This window comes from Bifidobacterium sp. M3-N-101 (assembly GCF_023656805.1).
GTDB classification, from domain to species: domain Bacteria; phylum Actinomycetota; class Actinomycetes; order Actinomycetales; family Bifidobacteriaceae; genus Bifidobacterium; species Bifidobacterium breve.
Map to the genome: position 1 here is coordinate 147,206 of NZ_JAMOKQ010000001.1, position 21,009 is coordinate 168,214.

Consider the following 21,009-nt stretch of genomic DNA (forward strand, 5'->3'; position numbering starts at 1 on the left):
AAGCGTGCCGGAGGAGAGATTATGGCAAAGCATCACGAAAGCCATGACAGTCGTGGGACTCGCCGCAGCACGGTCGAGCCACGTGTGGCGTACAGCCGCAATGCCGAAACGCATAGCGCTCATGACAGACAGTTGCACTACGGGCAACACGCCAGCCACCGTTCCGCTACCGCAATCGCAGCACAGCGCACGCGACGTATCGCTGTAGTGGTGGTAGCAGCCGTGGTGGCAGTGGCCTTGGCAATCACCGTCGGTGTCGTTACGCATGGGTGGTTCGCCCGGCAGTCTGCGCCATCCACGCAACAGCAGCTTCCGACCACCGCGCATAAATCACTTACCCGTAAAACCGTGCCGCAGTTGGATCCCGGCAACATCGTCATCGGTGTCAACGGCAGCGAAACCACCTATGTGCTTAAAGGCGAGCAGTATGTGGAGGGCGGCGCGCATGCCATCGAGCCGGAAGACGGCGTACTGACCGGCAACATTGTCACTACCGGCACCGTAGACACGAACACTCCCGGCGATTACACGGTGCAATACACGGTTCATGATTCGACCGGCCATGAGGCATCCGCCACGCGCACAGTCAAAGTAGTGGACACGATGGATAAGCAGACCGGCGGTATTCCCGTGCTGATGTACCATTATGTCTACGACCCGGCGAATCCGCCTGCAGACGTTGACGCGAACTGGATTCCGACCACGTCACTCGAGCCGCAGCTGCAATACCTGACGCAGAACAATTTCTATTACCCGTCCTGGCCCGAGGTCCGCGCATTCATCGATGGCAAGCACAGCCTGCCCAAGCACAGCATCGTGATGACTTTCGATGATGGCGAGCCGCACTTCTTCCAGTACGGCACCCCTCTGCTGGCCAAGTACAAGGTGCCGGCCACGTCGTTCGTCATCGGGGCCGACGGCGAGGCACTGAACAAGATGAAGACCTACGCCACGCCATATCTTGAGTATGAATCGCATTCGTTCGACATGCACCGCGCCGGTGGCACGGTCGGCCACGGCGGACGCATCAGCGCAATGAGCCATCAGGAGATTGTGGATGATCTCAAGCAGTCGGAGCAGGTAACCGGCTCCTTGCAGGCATTTGCCTATCCGTTCGGCGATACCACGCCAGACGCGATTGAGGCGGTCAGGGAGACCGGCGCATTGGCGGCGTTTACCACTCAGTACGGCTGGGCCGATGTCGGTGCAGATCCTATGAATCTGCCACGTGTGCGCATTCAGGGCACCGGTTCGCTGGACACGTTCATCGCAGCGATTCAGTGATGTGGCGAATAGATGCAGGAAGTGTTGCTCTGCCTCACCGTACTTGACGGCTCCCCCATCAAAGGGAACGCAATAGCTTACACCAGTACAAGATTGTCGCGATGCACAAGCGGATGCGCGTACTGATCGCCCAGGAATCGCTTGAGCTGGGCCGTGTTGCGACCGAGCGTCTGCGGAATCTCCTCGGAGTCGAAGCCGGCCAGGCCACGGGCCAGATGCGTGCCGGATTCGTCATCGATCCATACAGGATCGCCGGCGGAAAAATCGCCATGCACATCGAGAGCGCCGGCGGCCAGCAACGATGCCCGACCACCACGAATGGCCTTGGCCGCACCCGCATCAACCACAATCGTGCCGCGCGGTTCAGCCGCGAAACCAATCCACAGGCGGCGTGAAGATCCACGGGCCTTGACCGGCGCGAATACCGTGCCCACCGGGTCGCCCATCATTGCGGGGCCTGCGTTTGAGGCGCATGTCAGCACAGTGGGGATGCCGGAAACGGCAGCCACGCGAGCGGCCTCAAGCTTCGTAACCATGCCACCGGTACCGACTTTGGAGCCCGAGCCGGACACCCGGATATCACCCAGCGCATCGATCACATTGGGCACGTATTCCACGCGGCGCGATCCAGGCTGGGCGGGCGGCGCGGTGTACAGCGCATCCACGTCGGTGAGCAATACCAACGCTTCGGCACGCACCAGATTGGCCACCAAAGCAGACAGCCGGTCGTTATCGCCAAAACGAATCTCGTTGGAGGCCAGCGAGTCGTTCTCATTGATGATCGGCACCACGCCCAGATCGAGCAACCGGTCCAACGTTCGTTCCACGTTGCGGTATTGGGTGGCTCGAATCGTGTCTTCTGCAGTAATCAGAATCTGGCCCACCCGAATACCGAATCGGCCGAATGCGGCCTCATATCGAGCCATCAACAGACCTTGTCCCACGGCGGCAGTGGCCTGCTGGGTAGCCACATCAGCCGGTCGCTCATCAAAGCCCAACGGGCCAAAGCCCGCTGCGATAGCACCGGAAGAGACCAGCACCACACGGCCGCCCATCAACCGCACTTGTGCCAATGCGGCGGCAAGTGCGTCGAGCTTGCCAGGGTCGAGGTGCCCGCTCGGCTGGGTCAGGGAACTGGATCCGACCTTGACGACGATAGTGCCGGCAGCGGCAATCATGCGCCGTACCTCGGCCTGACTTGGTGTGCTCATTTGTTTTCCAATTCCGCCTCCGACGGTGGAGCTGTCAATCTGCAGCCGACCAGGACTACCCCCGTCTCGCTGTGCTCGACAGCTCCCGCCGGCGGGAGCAACTTCATTATTCTTCCGATGCGCTATCGTCGGCGGATTCGCCGTGACCAAACAGGCTGGTCTCATCGTGGCGATCATCATCGACGGTCGGGTCGGCCCAGTGGCCGGCCTTGCGTTCAGCCATCATCGCATCGCGCACAGCCGCACGGGCATCCATCATCTCGTGGTACTGGGCACGACGTTCGGCATTGGAGCGGCGGTGAGCGCGCGGATCCTGCTCTTCAAGACGCAAATCCTTGCCGCGTGCACCAAGGTTGGAGCCGTCGAGCATTTCGGCACCGGCGGAGATGGTCGGATCCCAGTCGAATTCCACCATGCGATCGCCTCGGCCGATGCGGATCTCATCGCCTGGACGGGCACCTTTGCGGCGCAGTTCGTCTTCCACGCCGAGCTTGGCCAATCGATCGGCCAGATAGCCCACGGCCTCGTCGTTGTCGAAGTTGATCTGCATGACCCAACGCTCCGGCTTGGCACCACGAACCTCGTAGAACACCTCGCCGTTGCCGAGCTCACGGCGTTCCACGGTGAAGTCGAGTGCGTTGCCGCCCTCGTCAGCGCGGCGAGGACGACGACCGGTCCTTTCAAGAGGCTTGATGACCACGCGGGCTTCTTCTTCGGCCTCCTCACGGCTGGCCACTTCCTCGCGCATCTCATGCACCAGCTCAGACAGGGCGAAGTTCAGTTCCTTCAATCCCTCATGGGATGCAGTGGAGATCTCAAACACCTTGAGACCGAGCTTCTCGAACTCCGGACGCACAAATTCAGCCAATTCCTTGGCCTCGGGCACATCGATCTTGTTCAGGATAACGATACGCGGACGCTCGGGAATCGGAATCGCACCCAGCGGCAACTCCAGCTTGTCGGCGTAGAGCGCAAGCTCGTTTTCCAGCGCCTGATAGTCGGACATCGGGTCGCGATCAGGCTCCAGCGTGGCGCAATCAATCACATGGGCGATGATCTCCGTGCGCTCGATATGGCGCAGGAATTCCAGACCCAGCCCCTTGCCTTCTGACGCACCCGGAATCAGGCCGGGCACGTCGGCGATGGTGTACCGGGAATCGCCGGCGATAACAACGCCGAGGTTCGGCACCAGCGTGGTGAACGGGTAGTCGGCGATCTTCGGCTTGGCGGCACTCATCGCCGCAATCAGGGACGATTTGCCGGCGGATGGGAAGCCCACCAACGCCACATCGGCGATGGACTTGAGCTCCAGAATCACATCGCGCTCTTCACCCAGTTCGCCAAGCAGGGCGAATCCAGGAGCACGACGGGTCTTGTTGGCCAGTGCGATGTTGCCCAAACCACCGGCACCACCTTGCGCAACGACAACGCGGTCGCCCTCATGGCGCAAATCGGCAAGCTGCTCGCCAGGATGTTTGGTCTTGCCCTGCTCGCCGCGCGCTTCAAACACCACAGTGCCGCACGGCACGGGGAGGATCAGATCCTCGCCTTTGGAGCCATCCTTGTTGTCACCCAGACCCATCGTGCCGTTACCGGCAGTGCGATGTGGCATGAACCGATAGTCAAGCAGGCTGGTGGCGTTGCGGTCGGCCACGAATACCACGGATCCGCCGTCGCCACCATTGCCGCCGTTCGGCCCGGCCAACGGCTTGTACTTCTCGCGACGAATACCGGCCGAACCGTTGCCGCCGTCGCCGCCACGGACATGGACGGTTACTCGATCCACAAAATCACTCATATTGATTACCTTACAAAAAAACCGCGTCCTTACGGGCGCGGCTTGAAAAGCTTAACGCTATATCGCTCAGGCAGCGATGACGTCGACGACCTTGCGGTCACGGCGCACACCGAACTTCACAGAGCCATCAGCGAGGGCGAACAGCGTGTGATCCTTGCCCATGCCGACGTTCTGGCCCGCGTGGAAGTTGGTGCCACGCTGGCGGACGATGATGTTGCCGGCCACGACGGCTTCGCCGCCGAACTTCTTCACGCCGAGGTACTGAGGCGACGAATCGCGACCGTTACGAGAGCTGGACGCACCCTTCTTATGTGCCATGATTCATGGTCCTTTCTATAACTCAGGCAATCGCCGTGATCTTGACGATAGTCAGCGGCTGACGGTGACCCTTGCGACGAGCAACGCCAGTCTTGTTCTTGTACTTCTGGATGTTGATCTTCGGGCCCTTGGCCTCGTCGTTCACAACCTCAGCCTTGACGGACACCTTGGCCAGATCGGCGGCAGCAAGGGTCACCTTGGCGCCATCGACCAGGAGAGCAACCGGAAACTCCACGGTATCGCCCTTCTTGGCGTCGAGACGGTTCACGAGGATGGTGTCGCCAACCTCGACCTTTTCCTGATGGCCACCGGCCTTCACAATCGCGTACATATTCGTTCCTTTTATGTTTTGGAAAGCTACCTTGCCCAACACGCACCGAGCCTGCGGTCAGACACCGAGTTTCGAATCTACACCTACACGCGGACTAAAGCAACTGGTTTTTATCTGCGTGTCAAGCACGACACACCCCGGCTTTTCGCAACCGAGGGTATGCCCGCATGAAACATTTGTCTAATGCTACTCCTCCTCGGTGTTGTTGGCGGCCACGGCAGCAGCTGCAATCTGGGCCAGTTTGGCCTTGACATCAGCGCTGGAGCCGGCCGGTTCCGGAGCTGGGGCAGTGCCTCGACCATGCTTGTTGGTCTTGACGAACGGATCACCGCCGCGCAATGCGTACGGGTCATCGTAGTCGGCGGAAACAGTCGGCTGATCGTGCAGGATAAAGCCACGACCCTTGCAAGTCGGGCATTCCTCGGAGAACGCCTCGACCAAGCCCTGACCGATGCGCTTACGGGTCATCTGCACCAGACCAAGCGAGGTGACCTCGGCCACCTGATGCTTGGTCCGGTCGCGCGCCAGGCATTCGACTAGACGGCGCAGCACCAAGTCACGGTTAGCGGGCATGACCATATCCACATAGTCAATCATCACCATGCCGCCGATGTCGCGCAGTCGCAGCTGACGTGCAATTTCCTCAGAGGCCTCCAAATTGCAACGCGTCACCGTCTCCTCAAGGGACTTGCCCTTGCCGATGAAGCGGCCGGTGTTCACATCAATGGTGGTCATGGCTTCAGTGCGGTCGATGACGATCGAACCACCAGACGGCAGGTAGACCTGACGCTCCATGCCCTTTCTGAGCTGGGAGTCGATCTGCCACTTGTCGAACACGTCCTTGCCCTCATGCTCGGCCGGGTCCCACTTCTCCAGCTTATCCTTCAAGTCGGGGGCCATGGTGTCGAGGTACTCCTCGATACGGTCGTAGACCTTGTCGCCTTCGACGATGAGCTTGCCGAAGTCGTCGTTGAAGATGTCGCGCACCACACGGATAGCCACATCGGGCTCGCCCTGCAGGAGCTTCGGGCGCTTGCCATGCCAGAATTCCTCACGCTTGGCGTTGATGCGCTCCCACTGGCGAACCAAAGACTCAAGATCCTTGACGATGGCTTCCTCGGAGGCGCCCTCGGCTGCGGTACGGATGATGACACCCATATCCTTCGGGGCGATCTTGGAGACGATGCCCTTGAGCCGGCTACGTTCGCGTTCGGAGAGCTTGCGGCTCACGCCGGTCATGCCGCCGGACGGCACAAGCACCAGGAAGCGGCCGGCGAGCGTGACCTGAGAAGTCAGGCGGGCTCCCTTGTGTCCGATCGGATCCTTGGTGACCTGCACGAGCACCGGGTCGCCGGACTTGAACGCCAACTCGATGCGGCGCGGCTGGCCTTCGAGACGCGCGGCGTCCCAGTTGACCTCACCGGCGTAGAGCACGCCGTTACGGGCCTGGCCGATGTCCACGAAAGCGGCTTCCATGCTGGGCAGCACGTTCTGTACACGGCCGAGGTAGATGTTGCCCACGGTCTGCACTTCCTGGATGTCGGAGACGTAATGCTCGACCAGGATGTTGTCTTCCACCACGGAAATCTGGGTGTGATGTTCCTTCTCGCGCACCACCATGAGGCGATCGACGTTCTCACGGCGTGCGAGGAAATCCTGCTCCATGAGCTGGCTCTGGCGGCTACGCTCACGACGATTGTCACGGCGTCGCTGTTTCTTGGCCTCAAGACGGGTGGAGCCTTCCACATCGGTGATCTCATCGATGTACTGCTGCTTACGGGAGCGGCGAGTCAGCTGCTGATCGTCCTGCTCATCACCGCTCTCGGCATTCTTGCCTCCGCGGCGGCGACGGCGACGGCGGGTAACGGTCTGCTCCTCGTCATCATCACGGTCGCGCTCATCGCGATCATCGCGACGGCGACGGGAATCGTCACCATTGTTCTCGGAGGACTCGCTGTCGTTGTTGGAAGCACCGGACTCGTTGCGGGAGCCACGGCGACGGCGACGGCGGGAACGGGTGCGAGTGGAGTCGGACTCTTCGTCGTTCTCCTCTTCAGCAATCGGCGAGTACGTAATGTCATCCAGCTCGAGGTCTTCCTCAATCTGCTCGACTTCGGCGGCAGCACGGCGCTCCTGGGCGTTCAGGCGGCGGGAACGGTGAGAACGGCGGGAATCGGACTGGTCATCAGCGTCGAAATCATCCTGAGTCTCATTACGGCGACGATTATTGCGGCTGTCATCGCGGTCATCGTGATCATCGCGGTCATCATGATCGCCGTGATCGCTGCGGTTCGACCGGCGGGAACGAGACGGGCGTTCCTCGTAATCGGCCTCATCCTCACGGGCGCGGGAGCGACGAGAAGAGCGGGAACGCTGTTCGCCATCATCTTCCTCATCATCACGATCATCACGTCGCATGTCCGGGAGCACCGGCTCTTGGAACAGCAGGGAAGTCATCGGCTTGCCACGACGGGCGGATTCATGCCCTGCAGGCAGCGCATCAATCACATCCAGCACGCGCTCATCGGGGTTTTCTTCGCGCGCGTCTTCCGAAGAACGGCGGCTGCGAGTACGACGGGCCGAGCGGGGCTCGTCATCGCGGTCATCGCGGTCATTCGTAGTGGAACGACGGCGACGCACCGGACGATCGCCATCCTCATCGGAGTCGTCGACCGCAGTACGGCGGCGAGATGAACGCGGCGCATCATCATCTTCGAGATCGTCAATCACAGAGCGACGACGGCGAATCGGACGCTCATCGTCTTCCTCGAGATCATCGGACACCGCGCGACGACGGCGCACCGGGCGCGGCTCATCATCGTCATCAGCCACAGCACGACGCCGAGTCGGACGGTCCTCATAATCGGCATTATCGGCAGAGCGGCGGCTACGGGTGCGGCGCGCCGGACGCTTCTCGTCATCGGAGGCGTTATTGTCGGCAGTTCCTGTGGAAGCAGATGCATCGGCATCAGGCAAAGCGGGTGCCTCAAACAGCGGGGCGGCGTGTTCCTGGACTTGCAGCTCAAGGGATGCGCCGGCAGCACCGGTGCCACGCACTACACGACGGCCACCGCGACGGCGGCGAGTCGGCTGCGATGCTTCGGCGTTCGGCTCGGAAGCTCCCGAAGCCTGTGATTCAGTATTGGATACGGTTGAGTTATCGGTTTCGTCACCGACGAAACCTTCACGGTTCTCAGTGGGCACAATGCTCCTCGCGGCACGCTGCATCGCGACGCCATCCAGGCCTGTACGCTCGTCTCACACCATGCTCTCACCATGGCCGCGCAAATCCTTTGCGCCGCGTAAAGGCAACTTCGTCTCAAGTCTGTCCTGCGAACGGCGGACACCGGCGCTTACGTTGTCTCGTTCTCGAGAGCCGTAAGGGGATCAACGCCATTACACACGCTGATGGTTATGCAGAACCACCGTCTTTCAGTATGCCACACTTTTTGCACGGGCGCGCCCAGCGCTCTGGCACACCACGACCTATCTGGCTCCCCTTACACACGGATGAGCCCTATCTTGGCTCCCCTCTCTGAGGGGAGCTGGCTGCGAAGCAGACTGAGGGGAGCCTGGATTCACGCCGAGCACTCCCCTCAGTCACCTACGGTGACGGCTCCCCTCAAAGAGGCTGAGCCGAAAAATCTCACACCAGCCAGTCTTCGAGGATTGCGGCCATAGCAGTCAAATCAGATTCGGGCACTTGCTCGTCGTGCTTATGCGCCAGTAACGGGTCTCCGGCACCGAGGTTGACGGCCGGAATCCCGAGCTGAGAGAAACGTGCCACATCGGTCCAGCCAAGCTTGGCCAGCGGATCGCGACCAGTGCGCTCCTTGACCAGACGAACCAGTTCCTGCGCAAGCGGCGCGCTCAGGCCGGGGCGTGCAGAAGGACTCTCATCCTTCATCTCGATGCCATAGCCCTCAAACACGCCACCGGTGGCCACATGTTCGCCGTTACCAAGTTCAGCACCCGCATCCGCACCCATCATCAGCGCCTTGGCCTCAGCCAGGTTCTTGTCCGGAGCGAAACGGTAGTTGACATGCACACGGCATTCGTCGGGAATCACATTCGTGCCCTTGCCGCCGGAAATCAATGTGGCGTTGAGACCCTCACGGTAGTCGAGCCCATCCACATTCACAGTCGCGGTTTCATAAGCATTGAGTCGGTTCAGAATATCAGCGGCCTTGTGGATGGCGTTCTCTCCCATCCAGGCGCGGGCAGAGTGCGCGGCGACTCCATGCGTGACCACATCGAAACGGATCGTGCCGTTGCAGCCGCCTTCGATGCCACTATTGGTGGGCTCACCGATAATGGCAAAATCACCGGCAATCCAGTCGGGGTGCGTTTCGACCACCTTACGCAGACCGTTCTTTTCGGCGGTGACTTCCTCGTGGTCGTAGAACACATAGGTGAGGTCGACTTTCGGAGTGGTTCCCGATGTGAGGCCATCAAGTGTAGCGGCGAGATACAGCATCACCGCATCGGAGGCCTTCATATCCGTGGCACCACGGCCCCACAGCACACGGTCTGCGGGATGGGATTGGGAGATTTCCTCGCGAATGAGCGGATCACCAGGTTCAAGCCACTTCGGAGGGAAGTTGTCGATTACCGGCACGGTGTCGAGGTGACCGGCCAGAATCACGCGATTCGACTTGCCAAAATCGGTGCTGGCCACCACCGTGTCGCCGTGACGGCGGACGGTCAGATGCTTCTGTTCATTGAGGAAAGCCTCAACCTCATCGGCGAGCGGGCCTTCATGATCGGAGACAGAGAAGTTCTCCATAATCTGGGTGAGCAGACTGTTCAACTGCTCAGCAGTGGAATCGTTGCGGTTCAATTCAAGCGTCATGAGTACAGAGTACCGCGTGACAAAGCGCACAGTTCACCCACTACATGAGATTTTGTCGCCGAATACATATTTATGTGTCACACTAGGGTGGCGAAAGGGAGGAACATGCCAGGTCTCATCAGCGCCATGCAAGGCTTCTGCGTTATCGGCATCGTGATTGCGGTGGGATATGTCGCCGCTCGAATGCGCATCGGAGGCCCATCCGCTCAGATGGTGCTGAACCGCTTCTCTTTCTTTGTGTCCAGCCCGTGCCTGATGTTTGCGATTCTGTCCAAGGAACCGATTTTCGACATCTTCCATCCATCAATCATCGTGGCGTTCTTCTCTGCGGTGCTAGTGGGCGTGGCGTTCCTGGTGCTCAATCAGATGTTCTTCCACCTGAACGCCCCGGATGCCACCATCGGCGCATTGAACTCGCTGTATCTGAACTCCAACAACATCGGTTTGCCGATTGCCACCTATATTCTGGGCAACCCGGCGCTGGTGGCACCGATTCTGGTTATGCAGCAGGCCATCTTCACGCCGGTGGGCCTGACTGTGCTTGATGTGACCACCAAGGGCAAGGTCTCCGTCAAGGAGATTGCCAAGCAACCGCTGCATCAGCCGCTGCTTATCGGCTCGCTGCTGGGCATCGTGGTCTCTGCCATCTCCGCAAAGATCGGCTGGTTCCCGGTGCCGAAGTTCATCTTCGACCCGATTGACATGATCGGAGACTCTGCGGTGCCGATGATTCTGATGGCGTTCGGCATGTCCTTGCACGGCACCAAGCCGTTGCAACAGAAGGGCGATCGTCCGGCCGTCTTCACCGTAGCGGTGCTCAAGAACGTGATCATGCCGATCATCGCGTTCCTGCTCGCCTACTTCGTGATGGGCTTCCGCGGTTCCGAGCTGTATGCCTGCGTGGTGCTCGCCGCCCTGCCCACCGGCCAGAACGTCTACAACTACGCGGCTCGTTACAACGTGGGCCTCACTTTCGCGCGCGATGGCATTCTCATGAGTACCATGACCAGCCCGGTGTTTATCGCGATCATCGCGGCGCTGCTGAGCTGAGCCGGCAACTGTAATCACCGTAAAAAAACTTCCGCGAAATCCACCGTAGGATTCCGCGGAAGCCTGAGATATACGCTACTTGAGAATCGCCTTAATCGCCTCATACTGCTGAGCAATGAGTTGCACCGCTGGCTCACGGATCAGGGTGGAAATGTTCAGTCCCTTGGCCTTGACCGCACCCTTGATGGCGGAGATGAACAGGTCGGTCTGATCGTACAGCGCCATCAGGTGGCTGATGCGTTCGGCGGCCTCAATTGCGGTGCCATAGTCGCCGGCCTCATATGCACGGTGCAGCGTAACGAAGGTCTCCGGCTCCACATTGGTCATGCCGCAGATCACGCCATCGCCGCCGGAGACGCGGTTGACGAGATAGTACTCGTCGAAACCGGAGAACACCGCAAACCGTGGATTCACGGCCTTGACCGCGCGAATCACCTTGCGGGTGTGGCTGATTGTGTCGACCGTGTCCTTGATGCCGACGATGTTCGGGTGCGCGGCGGCAAGCTCGGCCACGAGCTCCGGGGTCAAGTCGCTGCCGGTGCGCGGTGGGAAATTATAGAGGATCACCGGAAGATTCGTCGCTTCAGCGACCGCGCCGAAGTACGCCTTCGCGCCTCCCGCAGTAGGGCCGAAGTAATACGGCGAAACGACCACGAGCGCATCCACTCCACTTGCTTCGACTGCCCGCGCGAAGTCGATCACATTGTTCAAGTTGGTATCGCCCACGCCCGCGAACACCTTGATGCGCCCGGCGACATGCTTGGCCACGAAGTCGACCGCCTGCTTCTTGACGTCCAGAGGGAAGGCATAGAACTCGCCGATGCTGCCAAACACCAGCACGCCGTTGATACCGGCCTCGATCAGATGATCGAGATGCTGCCCCCAACGTTCATAGTCGATGTCACCGTCGTCCTTGGTGATGGTGATGGATGGACAGATGATGCCCGAGAATTCGGCGCTGCTTGTCATGATTGTTCCTTTCGTTACGGAATAGGGGTGCCGCACAAGCGGCACCGGGTTTGCGGCCTCTCCCCAGTCGTCCTGCGGACGATAGCCCCCTCATCAGAGGGGGCTTGGGTTTAGTCGATGTTGTAAGCGCGGCGGGCGTTGTTTTCGAAGAAGTCCTCGTCCTCGCCGAACGTGTCCAGCATGAGTTGGAAGTGCGTGGCAAAGGTCGAGTTGAGTTCCACGACCGGCCAGTTGGAGCTGTACAGCACCTTCTTCGGGCCGAATGTGTCCCGCACGTATTTCACGATGTCCGGGTCCACCGGGTTGTCGCCGGAAACCTTGATATACGAATTCGGCAGTTCGGCCAACGCTGCGAGCGCGGCGCACGATTCCTCATCAAGCCCGGGCACGTTGCCGAGATGATCGATGATGACCGTCACTTCAGGAACCTGCGAGAACGCCTTGGCCATGTCGCCCAACTCCGGGCCCCGGTTGCACAGCTCAAAAGGCATTCCCTTGACGGCCATCACACGTAGGCCGGCGATGAATTCGGGTTCGAGGGCTCGGCCCCGTGGCTCGGAATCCACATGCAACGGCTCCCTGATGCCATCGGCGTTGATCGGAACACGCATCCATGGGCTTATCCGCCCCTGCAGCATGCGCTTCAGGATCAGAGGGCTGGCATTCTCGTACAACAACCGGTCCTCGAGCTCGTGATCGGCCGCGTCGACCTCCACATATACGCCGCCGAGGAAGTTCACGCCAAACTTGGCGTACTGTGCGGCTAGGTCTTCAATCGTGTACTTGTGTTGCAGCGAGGGCAATCCTGCCAGCCATGGCAAATCCTGCGCATCCGGATCCCAGATATGGAAGTGGGAATCGATTACGTTGAGTGTCATGTCAGGCCTCCTTCAGACCGATCTTGGAACCCCAGAATGCGTACCATGCCACGAACAGGAAGCCCGGGACCATCACCAGGATGGCGATCTCGATGCCTGCCGCATCCTGAATCACACCGAGCAGCAGCGGAATCAACGCGGCGCCCACAATGCTCATCACCAAAGCCGAGGAACCGGTCTTCGCCGCGGAACCCTTGATACCTTTCAGCGTCAGGGAGAATATGGTCGGGTATCCGATGGAAATGAACAGATACGCCACCATGAACGCGATGACGGAGACCTTGCCCAGGCCAAGGAATACCACGAACATCAGCACGGCTGAAATGGTCATGTATACGCCAAGAATCTTCGCGGGATCGAATTTGGCCATCAATGGGGTGGTGGCGAAGCGTCCGATGGTGAACAGCAGGGAAAGCACGGAAAGCATCATCGCTGCGGTGCCGGCTGTGACGCCCGCGCCCCAGTGCTTGAGCGCGTAGGCGGAGAAGACCGCCATGCCGGCCACTTGCAGGCCGATGAAAATGAACTCGGCAAGCACGCCCAATGCGAAGTGCGGGCGCTTGAGCAGGCCGAAGAAGGAGCTGTTCTCGGAGGAGGCGCCGCCCGCGGCCTCCTCTTCGTCTCCCGGAGGCGTGGGCAGCTTGAACAGCGCGAACACGGCGAGCACCACGACCAGCACAACGCCGATCACAATGTATATCGTGCGGGTATCATTCAGGAACTGCGTCTTAGCGGCGTCGAAGCCGGACTCGCCTGATGCGACGGTGGTGCCGAGAATCTGGCCAAGAATCAGCGGGCCAACGATGTTGCCGACGCCGTTGAAACTCTGCGCCATGTTGATACGGAACGATTCGCCCTTTTCATCACCCAGCTTGGTGATATACGGATTGCAGTTGGTCTCCAGCGATGCCGCGCCGAGCGCGATAACGAACATGGCGAACAGGAACAGGCCGTAGCTGGCCATGCTGGTGGCAGGGATCACCATGAACGCGCCCAGAGCGAACAGGAGCAGACCGGAGATGACGCCGCCCTTATAACCGAAACGCTTGGCGATCAAGCCGGCCGGAATGGCCATGACGAAGTATGCGCCGTAATAGGCCACCTGCAGTAATGACGCTTCGGCGCTGCTGAGTTCTATGTAGTTTGCGAACGGCGAGTTCAACGCGTTCACGAGGTTCATGGTCAAACCCCAGATAAAGAACAGTGAGGTCACCAGCACAATGGCGATGGTCGCCTTGGAACCGGTTGTGTTTTTGGATGTCATCATTGACTCCTTAGTGATACGAGTTTCCCCGATATTGCCTAGCGAGAAGTGGACCACCCTGGGCCATGTTGGTAAACGGATGACCCAGGGCGCGGGTGATACGGGCGGCATACGCGGATACGGCGTACGGATGGAGCAATGATCAAAGCTCCGGAATTGCCGCGCGAATATTCGGGAAAGGGCTGCTTGTCAGCTCAGCGCACGGTCAAGGTGGACATAGCCGCCATCGACGTACACCCACTGACCGGTGGTGTGGCTGGAGCGGTCGGAGAGCAGGAATGCCGCTTCATTACCGATCTCTTCGGTGGTGGTCATACGATGTTCCAGCGGAATCTTGTCGGTGATCACCGACAGGCGCGCCTGCTGGGCCGCTTCATCGCCAAAGGTCTTGATCCAATCGGCATAGAGCGGGGTCCAGCACTCGGAGACGACTATGGCGTTGACACGCACGCTATCGTGCACCAATGCGGCGGCCCATTCACGGGTCAGGCCCAGGATCGCGCCCTTGGCGGCCGCATAGGCGCTGGTCTTGCCTTGGCCGGTAAGCGCGGTCTTGGACGAGATGTTCACGATGGATCCGCGGCTTTCCTTGAGATACGGCACGGCCGCGTGGACCAGCTCGTAATAGTGAGTCAGGTTGCCGTGAAGCGATTCCTCGAACTCACGCCAAGTAGTGGTCTCGAGATCCTTGTTGTCGTTCTTTCCGGCGTTATTCACAATGCCATCGATATGGCCGTACTTCTTGTATGTTGCTTCGACGACGCCGGCGATCTTGTCGGTGTCGTTGAGGTCAAGCAAGTGCACATCATAGGTGGTGGTGTACTGCTCGATATCCTTCTTGAACTCGTCGAGAGCGCTGTCGGGTCGATTAATCACCACCGGGATGGCCCCCTCCTGGGCCAGTTGCAGCGTGATGCCTTTGCCGATGCCTTTGAAACCGCCGGTGATGATGATGACTTTGCCTTCGAGATGCAGATCCATGGGAACTCCTTCGTCCATCCTTATTCTGCGTTTCATGGGTGTTCCATGTCACGCCCGGCCGGGGCTTCGGCGCCCCAGCCGGAGTGGTTGTGTGTTGTTGTGTTGAGTTGTGTTGTTCAGTTATGAATTTCCAATTGCGGTCAGCAGCGATACAGGTACTTCTCGGCCGTCTCCAGCGTCATTTCGGTACCGTTGCCCGGAGCGGTCGGAGCGACGTAGTTGCCGTCCTTGATCTCAGTCGGATGAACGAAATGTTCGTGCTGATTATCGACATATTCAATCATTCGGCCATCCATCGTGCCGGATACCGCCACATAATCGAACATCGCGAAGTGACACACGGCCTCGCACAGACCCACGCCGCCGGCGTGCGGGCAGACGGGCTTGTTGAACTTCTTTGCCAGCAGGTATTCGAGCACGATCTCCTGCGGACCGGCCACTCGGGTGGCGTCAATCTGCATGATGCCGAAGGCGTTGGCCTGCAGGTACTGCTTGTACAGGATGCGGCTCTGCATCTGTTCGCCGGTGGCGACCTTGATGGGATTGATGGCGCGCGCAATCGTGGCGTGGCCAATCACGTCATCCGGGCTGGTCGGCTCCTCGACCCACGCCAGATCGAAGTCGTGGAACTTGTTGATCCAGTCGATGGCGGTGGGAACATCCCACACCTGATTGGCGTCCACGGCGAGGCGCACGTCGGGGCCGATGGCCTCACGGGCCTTGGACAAGCGGCGCAGATCGTCATTGATATTCTGGCCGACCTTAAGCTTAATCTGCTTGAAGCCCTTGACCTGGGTCTCCTCCTTGGCGAGGGCCACCATCTTCTCATCCGAGTAGCCGAGCCAACCGGGAGCGGTTGAATAGCCGGGGTAACCGACCTCCAGCAGATGCTTGATACGCTCGGCCTTGCCCTTCTGACCCTCTTTGAGAATCGCAACGGCTTCCTCAGGGCGCAGGGCGTCGGTCATGTAGCGGAAATCGAGCGTGGAGACCAGCTCCTCCGGCTCCATCTCGCCCAGCAGCAGCCACAACGGCTTGCCCGCACGCTTGGCCTTGATATCCCACAACGCGGAGAGCACCGCGCCGATGGCCATATGCTCCACGCCCTTTTCAGGGCCAAGCCAACGCAGCTGGGAATCATGCACGAACAGGTCCCATGCAATGCGCATGTTGTCGAGCAGTTCCTCGGTGTTGCGCCCAATCAGCACCTGCGACATCGATTCGATGGCCTTGCAAACCACGTCGTTGCCACGGCCGATGGTGAACACGAATCCCACACCCGTGATGCCGTCGTCGGCGCTGGTGGAAATCTCCACGTACGCAGAGGAATAATCCGGATCGGGGTTCATTGCATCCGAGCCGGAAAGCGTCGTTGAAGTGGGGAATCGGAAGTCATACGTCTTGACTTTGGTGATGGTACTCATGTGTTCGGGCTCCTTCGCCTGGTGTGAACCAACGGCTATATCATACGTCCGAATAAAGAAATTTGCAAGCCTATTTGCGAAAATTTTTATTCAAGGCCGGACAAAGGGCAAGAAAACACGGAATTGTTACGGCACAATGCGCCATAATGGTGGGAACATCGACGAAATCGTCTCAGTAATTGAACGGCGAATATTCAAGAGGGAAGCACCGATGACTAACGATACATCCACCCACAAGCTCAAGGTCGGCGAGCTCGCAAAAATCGCCGGCGTATCCGCATCCACTGTTTCCAAAGTCATCAATGGCAGGCCAGGCATTTCCGACGAGACGCGGAGACAAGTCGAGCAAATCCTCAAAGATCACGGTTACTCAAGGCCTCTGGTCAACACCAAACTCTCCCCCACCATAGAGCTCGTCGTCGAATACATTGAGCACAACGGCACGATGGAACTCATCAAATACGCCTCATACTGGGCGCAGCAGGCGGGCCTCGCCATCACGGTCACCCAGACCAACCATGGCGATGCCACGGAAGACTGTTTCCGCGGCATCATCGATAGAAATCCCCAAGGCGTGATTATGCAGCAGATGGGCGGTCTGACCACTCAAGCGAAGTCTTTGTTGAAATCGCGCAGTATTCCCGTGGTCATCATCGACCCAATCGATACCGTCGATTCGGATGTGATGAGCGTGTCCATCGATAACTGGACCGCAGGATACCAGGCCGGCAAACACCTGCTGTCGCTCGGCCATCGACGCATCGCCGTTATCCGGGGGCCGGCGAACCTACAGACCAGCATCGCGCGCTATAGCGGATTCACCGCCGCTCTGCAACAGGCCGGGGTGGATCTGCCGGAGTCCTATATCGAACAGGGCGACTACTTCCCCGCCGAAACAAGCTATGAAGCAGCCTGCCGGCTGCTGGAACTCACCGACCGACCCACCGCGATTTTCTGCTGCAACGACTTATCTGCGGTAAGCACGTATCGTGCCGCACGAGAGCATAAGATCGCGTTGCCAAAGCAATTGTCCGTCATGGGGTTCGACGACATTTTCCCCGCCGGCCAACTCATGCCCTCCCTGACCAGCGTGCATCAGCCGTTCAGCGAAATAGCCCAACGCGCCGTGCAGATGATCATCGACAGCCGCAAGGGCAATCAGGGTGATATGCACGTCATCCTCCCCACCAGTGTCGTCACCCGGGAAAGTACCGTACCGCCTCAGTCATCGGCCCGATAATCGGCCAGATTCAAGCTGGCGGCCACCCGATTGGACGCGAACGCACCCACCGAAACCAGCGCATAGCACAGCACAAGCCCGCCGAAGAAGCTGGCCAGCGTGGCCGGTTCGGTCATCGAAGCGGCGAACAGAGGGGCCATAAGCAGCATGGAACAGCCGCCGGCCACGATCACCACGATGTTGAGCGGGGTGAGTACCTCGATGAATCGCGCACGGTTCAAGGTCTTGACATCAGTGCCCTCCAACACCAGCATGCGATATTCGCCGGCCTGATCGTACACGCTGCCGGCCTGCATCACACCGGAGCTGACCGCGGCAAGCACAGCGGCGAACACTAGCGTCAGGATGCCGCCGGTGCCGATGTCGCGAATGAACACGGTGGACGGGTCGTTGGCGTCACCGACCACGGCGGCCGATCCGAAGAATCCGCAGATCGAGGTGATGCCGGCGATGAACACGGCCAGTGCAATGCCGGACACATTGCGCCACGCGCGCTTCGGATTGTCGAGAATACGGCGCATGGCAATCATCGTGGCCGCGTCCTTGGGCCGTTTGGCCTTGGCTTTGGCGCGGGCGGTGACCACCCAGGAGCCCACGAGGTTCACCAGCGCGAAGCACAGCAGCATGAAACCGATGATCACGCCGTACATCACTACTTCACCGGCCTGAGCCAGCACCATCGGATTCTTGAACAGAAGAACGGCAATCACCATGATGACGGCGAACACCACCACACGCCAGCCGGACGGCAGCGTAGTCGCAACGCGTGAAGTGACGCCGAGTGGCGTGATGGCCACGCGCCGAAGCGTGACCAGCGAAGAGATCAGCGCCAACACGGTCACGCCAACAAGCGTAATGATCAAGGCAATCGGCCCCACCCACAGTTGCTCGAACGTAAACGTCTGATTCTGGAAATGCAGCAACATGATTAGGGGGATCAACACGCAGTACCCCGCGATGCCAATCAGCGCCCCCACCAAGGCCTGCCCAGCCGCATCAAGCGCCGTAAGGCGAATAACTTGCCCCGTGGTCGCGCCTGCCAAGCGCAGGGATGCGAGCCGAGCGTCACGACGGGACGCAGCCAATCGCGCGGCGGAACCGGCAAGCGCCACGAACGGCACAATCAGCAGCAGGCAGGCAAAGAACGCCAGCACGACGTATGCCGTGGCGTATTGATCCAGGCTGTGGGGATTGGCGATACGCTGCTTCCAGATTTCCGCTGTTCCGGGTTTGCAAGCGTCGAGATTGATTGCGCATCCAATGGTGTGGTCGGCGGAGGCGCGCCACATGAACCCATGCACGCCGCCCAAAACGGTGAGAAAGATAGTGGTGGCTGCGGCAAAAGCAATGATGGCCAACACCGAAGTATGACCCGCACTGCCACGCGAGCCGGGGCGATGGAACAATCGCCACAATGCGAAAGCGCTCATCGTACGCCTCCCAGCTGGCCGTCCTGCATGGTCACGGTGCGCGAGCAGAACGAAGCGACGTTGGGGTCGTGGGTGACGACGACCACGGCGGAACCGTTGTCCCGCGCGGCGGCCATGAGAATGCCCATGACCTCGCGGCCGGTGGCTTGGTCGAGCGCGCCGGTCGGCTCGTCGGCGAAGACCACGGCAGGTTTGACGGCGAGCGCACGGGCGATGGCGATGCGCTGCATCTGTCCGCCGCTCATCTCCCCCGGCCGGTGCGTGGCGAGCGCGCGCAATCCCATGCGTTCCAGCCACAGGATCGCCGTGTCGGTGGCGGTGCGGTAGGGCATGCCGTCAAGCATCATCGGCAGGGCGATATTTTCGACCGCCGGCAGTTCGGGCAGCAGCTGGCCGGATTGGAAGACGAAGCCGAAGGCGTTGCGGCGCAGTTTGGTGCGGCCGGCATCGCTCATGGCATCCAGATTCGAGCCACGGAAGGTCACTGTGCCAGCGGTCGGCTTGATGATGCCGGCGAGCGCGTGCAGCAGCGTGGACTTGCCGGAGCCAGACGGGCCCATGACAGCAACCGTCTCACCCTCACCCAATGCGAAGCTCACGTGGTTCAGGGCAAGTGTGTGCATGGTTGGCATGGCGAAACCGGGCTGACCATTGGCAGCGGGAACCGCAGCACCTGTTCCGGCCGGAATCACACTGGTAACGCCATGACCGGCCTGCGCACGGGCCATATTGGCGGTGTAGTCCATGACCAAGTCATGTGCCTCGATCACCGGAGACCACTGCTGCCGTGCGTCCTGTTGTTGCACTGCTTCCGGTGCGGTCTGAGTCTGCTGAAATTGCTGTGTTGCTGTATTCATACTCCCGAGAGTACGGATCGAGCAGAAGCCTGACCATCAGGCTGCGGTATGAACCTTTTCAACCGCCCCACCCACCTCTCATCCGCAAGGATTAGAGATTCGCAGTCGATGCGACAATACTTTTATCAATGGCAATGTGGATAACTTCGGAAGCTGGAGCCACATAGGTCGATTCGGCTGGACATGCGAATCACGCGAACGGTATGTTCATGGAATCAGCGTGCTGCACGCTCGCAAATCGGACATACCAAGCAAAGGAGCTCACGTGGCCATCGCAATCGATATCCCAAACATATCAATTTCGTCCGTACAAAAGCCGTACAATAGGGGTATGACTACTGAGAACAACAAGAACAGTCGTTTTGAGATGAGGCTCACTCAAGAACAACGATCCAGAATCGATCAAGCGGCCGAGTCCAAAGGCCTGACTGCGTCGCAATGGGCATTGTCGAATCTGCTCGCCGCCGCAGACAGGGATATCCATGAAGCTCACATCATTCGACTGAACAATCAAGCGTGGAATGATTTCACCGCCGCATTGGACGAACCCATGGGACCACGTCTGACTGAATTGTTGGAAAGCGATCCGATATGGACGTGATCAACTTCACCAAGCCCCGACGCCTGACTGCAAACGACGACATCTCCGGTTTCGATTGCGGTCTGTCACTGGTCAATGATTGGCTGGCAAGACATGCCGCCACGGCGGGTAGACAAGGCACTGCCGTGGTCTATGCCACCTTCACCAAGGACATCAATGGCACTGATATGCTGGCTGGATTCTACACACTAAGCGCATACAGTATTGAACACTCGGGGGCTTCCGGCTGGCTGAAACGCAATAGCCCGAACCCCATCCCCGCAATCTTGCTAGGCATGATGGGCGTAGACATCAGATTTCAAACCATGCATGTCGGCAGTCAACTACTCCGAGATGCGGTACTTCGTTCCATGAACGCCGCCGCCATCATTGGAGCGCGAGCGCTACTTGTAGAACCTGCCACCGACCAAGCAGTTGCATTTTACGAACGATATGACTTTCGGCACATCCCCAAATCATCCAGAATGTTCACCCCACTCAATATCCGCAATCACCGATGATGTGCGATCGGTAACCACTAT

The 21,009-nt window shown here is 59.4% G+C and carries 18 protein-coding genes; 5 read left to right on the forward strand and 13 right to left on the reverse strand.

The window, feature by feature from the left end; genetic code table 11:
• Positions 1-21: 21 nt before the first annotated feature.
• Entirely contained in the window at positions 22-1,284 is a 1,263-nt protein-coding gene (locus NBH12_RS00735; RefSeq protein ID WP_025222171.1) for a polysaccharide deacetylase family protein, read from the forward strand.
• Positions 1,285-1,361: 77 nt separating this feature from the next.
• Here the strand turns inward: NBH12_RS00735 and proB are convergent, their stop codons facing one another.
• The 6 genes from proB to dapE form a co-directional block, all read right to left on the reverse strand.
• Entirely contained in the window at positions 1,362-2,495 is a 1,134-nt protein-coding gene (gene proB / locus NBH12_RS00740) for a glutamate 5-kinase (protein ID WP_065452741.1), read from the reverse strand.
• A 106-nt stretch (positions 2,496-2,601) separates the two neighbouring features.
• Positions 2,602-4,293, reverse strand: coding sequence for a GTPase ObgE (gene obgE / locus NBH12_RS00745; RefSeq protein WP_250819056.1), 1,692 nt, complete (start codon positions 4,291-4,293; stop codon positions 2,602-2,604).
• 66 nt (positions 4,294-4,359) lie between these two features.
• The gene (gene rpmA / locus NBH12_RS00750) at positions 4,360-4,611 is read right to left on the reverse strand and encodes a 50S ribosomal protein L27 (protein ID WP_003829776.1); all 252 of its coding nucleotides are present in this window, start codon (positions 4,609-4,611) and stop codon (positions 4,360-4,362) included.
• Positions 4,612-4,633: 22 nt separating this feature from the next.
• Positions 4,634-4,942, reverse strand: a complete 309-nt coding sequence (gene rplU, locus NBH12_RS00755) for a 50S ribosomal protein L21 (protein WP_014484324.1) — start codon at positions 4,940-4,942, stop codon at positions 4,634-4,636.
• Between the two features lie 186 nt (positions 4,943-5,128).
• Complete coding sequence (locus NBH12_RS00760) at positions 5,129-8,170, reverse strand: Rne/Rng family ribonuclease (protein WP_250819057.1); 3,042 nt, start codon at positions 8,168-8,170, stop codon at positions 5,129-5,131.
• Positions 8,171-8,588: 418 nt separating this feature from the next.
• Complete coding sequence (dapE, locus tag NBH12_RS00765; RefSeq protein ID WP_025222175.1) at positions 8,589-9,794, reverse strand: succinyl-diaminopimelate desuccinylase; 1,206 nt, start codon at positions 9,792-9,794, stop codon at positions 8,589-8,591.
• 105 nt (positions 9,795-9,899) lie between these two features.
• Between dapE and NBH12_RS00770 the strand changes: the two genes are divergently transcribed.
• Positions 9,900-10,844, forward strand: a complete 945-nt coding sequence (locus tag NBH12_RS00770) for an AEC family transporter (RefSeq protein WP_014484327.1) — start codon at positions 9,900-9,902, stop codon at positions 10,842-10,844.
• A gap of 75 nt (positions 10,845-10,919) precedes the next feature.
• Here the strand turns inward: NBH12_RS00770 and NBH12_RS00775 are convergent, their stop codons facing one another.
• The 5 genes from NBH12_RS00775 to NBH12_RS00795 all read right to left on the reverse strand — a co-directional run bounded on the left by NBH12_RS00775 (position 10,920) and on the right by NBH12_RS00795 (position 16,360).
• Complete coding sequence (locus NBH12_RS00775; protein WP_077149653.1) at positions 10,920-11,813, reverse strand: dihydrodipicolinate synthase family protein; 894 nt, start codon at positions 11,811-11,813, stop codon at positions 10,920-10,922.
• A gap of 110 nt (positions 11,814-11,923) precedes the next feature.
• Positions 11,924-12,691 (reverse strand): amidohydrolase family protein, encoded by a 768-nt coding sequence (locus tag NBH12_RS00780; RefSeq protein WP_021649966.1) that lies wholly within the window; start codon positions 12,689-12,691, stop codon positions 11,924-11,926.
• A gap of 1 nt (position 12,692) precedes the next feature.
• Positions 12,693-13,955 (reverse strand): MFS transporter, encoded by a 1,263-nt coding sequence (locus tag NBH12_RS00785; RefSeq protein ID WP_051317564.1) that lies wholly within the window; start codon positions 13,953-13,955, stop codon positions 12,693-12,695.
• Positions 13,956-14,144: 189 nt separating this feature from the next.
• The gene (locus tag NBH12_RS00790; protein ID WP_013141362.1) at positions 14,145-14,936 is read right to left on the reverse strand and encodes an SDR family oxidoreductase; all 792 of its coding nucleotides are present in this window, start codon (positions 14,934-14,936) and stop codon (positions 14,145-14,147) included.
• 140 nt (positions 14,937-15,076) lie between these two features.
• Positions 15,077-16,360 (reverse strand): enolase C-terminal domain-like protein, encoded by a 1,284-nt coding sequence (locus tag NBH12_RS00795; RefSeq protein ID WP_003829764.1) that lies wholly within the window; start codon positions 16,358-16,360, stop codon positions 15,077-15,079.
• A gap of 211 nt (positions 16,361-16,571) precedes the next feature.
• Here NBH12_RS00795 and NBH12_RS00800 point away from each other — a divergent pair, with 211 nt between their 5' ends.
• On the forward strand, positions 16,572-17,600 hold the full coding sequence (locus NBH12_RS00800) for a LacI family DNA-binding transcriptional regulator (RefSeq protein WP_025332477.1): 1,029 nt from the start codon (positions 16,572-16,574) through the stop codon (positions 17,598-17,600).
• On the opposite strand, the gene NBH12_RS00805 is transcribed toward NBH12_RS00800, so the two are convergent.
• On the reverse strand, positions 17,582-19,030 hold the full coding sequence (locus tag NBH12_RS00805) for an FtsX-like permease family protein (protein ID WP_014484329.1): 1,449 nt from the start codon (positions 19,028-19,030) through the stop codon (positions 17,582-17,584). The two genes, NBH12_RS00800 and NBH12_RS00805, sit on opposite strands and share 19 nt — an antisense overlap.
• Positions 19,027-19,887, reverse strand: coding sequence for an ABC transporter ATP-binding protein (locus NBH12_RS00810; RefSeq protein ID WP_052789333.1), 861 nt, complete (start codon positions 19,885-19,887; stop codon positions 19,027-19,029). Before NBH12_RS00810 ends, NBH12_RS00805 begins: the two co-directional genes overlap by 4 nt.
• A 331-nt stretch (positions 19,888-20,218) precedes the next feature.
• Between NBH12_RS00810 and NBH12_RS00815 the strand changes: the two genes are divergently transcribed.
• The gene (locus tag NBH12_RS00815; protein WP_003829756.1) at positions 20,219-20,488 is read left to right on the forward strand and encodes a type II toxin-antitoxin system TacA family antitoxin; all 270 of its coding nucleotides are present in this window, start codon (positions 20,219-20,221) and stop codon (positions 20,486-20,488) included.
• A complete protein-coding gene (locus NBH12_RS00820; RefSeq protein WP_003829754.1) occupies positions 20,479-20,988 on the forward strand; it encodes a GNAT family N-acetyltransferase in 510 nt (169 codons plus the stop codon). Before NBH12_RS00815 ends, NBH12_RS00820 begins: the two co-directional genes overlap by 10 nt.
• Positions 20,989-21,009: the final 21 nt, after the last annotated feature.

Bases quoted from the DNA above. Each gene is read 5' to 3' on its own strand.
- NBH12_RS00770 (WP_014484327.1), top strand. From the start codon at position 9,900: ATGCCAGGTCTCATCAGCGCCATGCAAGGCTTCTGCGTTATCGGCATC.
- NBH12_RS00810 (WP_052789333.1), bottom strand. From the start codon at position 19,887: ATGAATACAGCAACACAGCAATTTCAGCAGACTCAGACCGCACCGGAA.
- rplU (WP_014484324.1), bottom strand. From the start codon at position 4,942: ATGTACGCGATTGTGAAGGCCGGTGGCCATCAGGAAAAGGTCGAGGTT.
- NBH12_RS00805 (WP_014484329.1), bottom strand. From the start codon at position 19,030: ATGAGCGCTTTCGCATTGTGGCGATTGTTCCATCGCCCCGGCTCGCGT.
- proB (WP_065452741.1), bottom strand. From the start codon at position 2,495: ATGAGCACACCAAGTCAGGCCGAGGTACGGCGCATGATTGCCGCTGCC.
- NBH12_RS00735 (WP_025222171.1), top strand. From the start codon at position 22: ATGGCAAAGCATCACGAAAGCCATGACAGTCGTGGGACTCGCCGCAGC.
- NBH12_RS00785 (WP_051317564.1), bottom strand. From the start codon at position 13,955: ATGACATCCAAAAACACAACCGGTTCCAAGGCGACCATCGCCATTGTG.
- NBH12_RS00800 (WP_025332477.1), top strand. From the start codon at position 16,572: ATGACTAACGATACATCCACCCACAAGCTCAAGGTCGGCGAGCTCGCA.
- rpmA (WP_003829776.1), bottom strand. From the start codon at position 4,611: ATGGCACATAAGAAGGGTGCGTCCAGCTCTCGTAACGGTCGCGATTCG.
- NBH12_RS00795 (WP_003829764.1), bottom strand. From the start codon at position 16,360: ATGAGTACCATCACCAAAGTCAAGACGTATGACTTCCGATTCCCCACT.
- obgE (WP_250819056.1), bottom strand. From the start codon at position 4,293: ATGAGTGATTTTGTGGATCGAGTAACCGTCCATGTCCGTGGCGGCGAC.
- NBH12_RS00760 (WP_250819057.1), bottom strand. From the start codon at position 8,170: ATGCAGCGTGCCGCGAGGAGCATTGTGCCCACTGAGAACCGTGAAGGT.
- NBH12_RS00775 (WP_077149653.1), bottom strand. From the start codon at position 11,813: ATGACAAGCAGCGCCGAATTCTCGGGCATCATCTGTCCATCCATCACC.
- NBH12_RS00820 (WP_003829754.1), top strand. From the start codon at position 20,479: ATGGACGTGATCAACTTCACCAAGCCCCGACGCCTGACTGCAAACGAC.
- NBH12_RS00790 (WP_013141362.1), bottom strand. From the start codon at position 14,936: ATGGATCTGCATCTCGAAGGCAAAGTCATCATCATCACCGGCGGTTTC.
- NBH12_RS00815 (WP_003829756.1), top strand. From the start codon at position 20,219: ATGACTACTGAGAACAACAAGAACAGTCGTTTTGAGATGAGGCTCACT.
- dapE (WP_025222175.1), bottom strand. From the start codon at position 9,794: ATGACGCTTGAATTGAACCGCAACGATTCCACTGCTGAGCAGTTGAAC.
- NBH12_RS00780 (WP_021649966.1), bottom strand. From the start codon at position 12,691: ATGACACTCAACGTAATCGATTCCCACTTCCATATCTGGGATCCGGAT.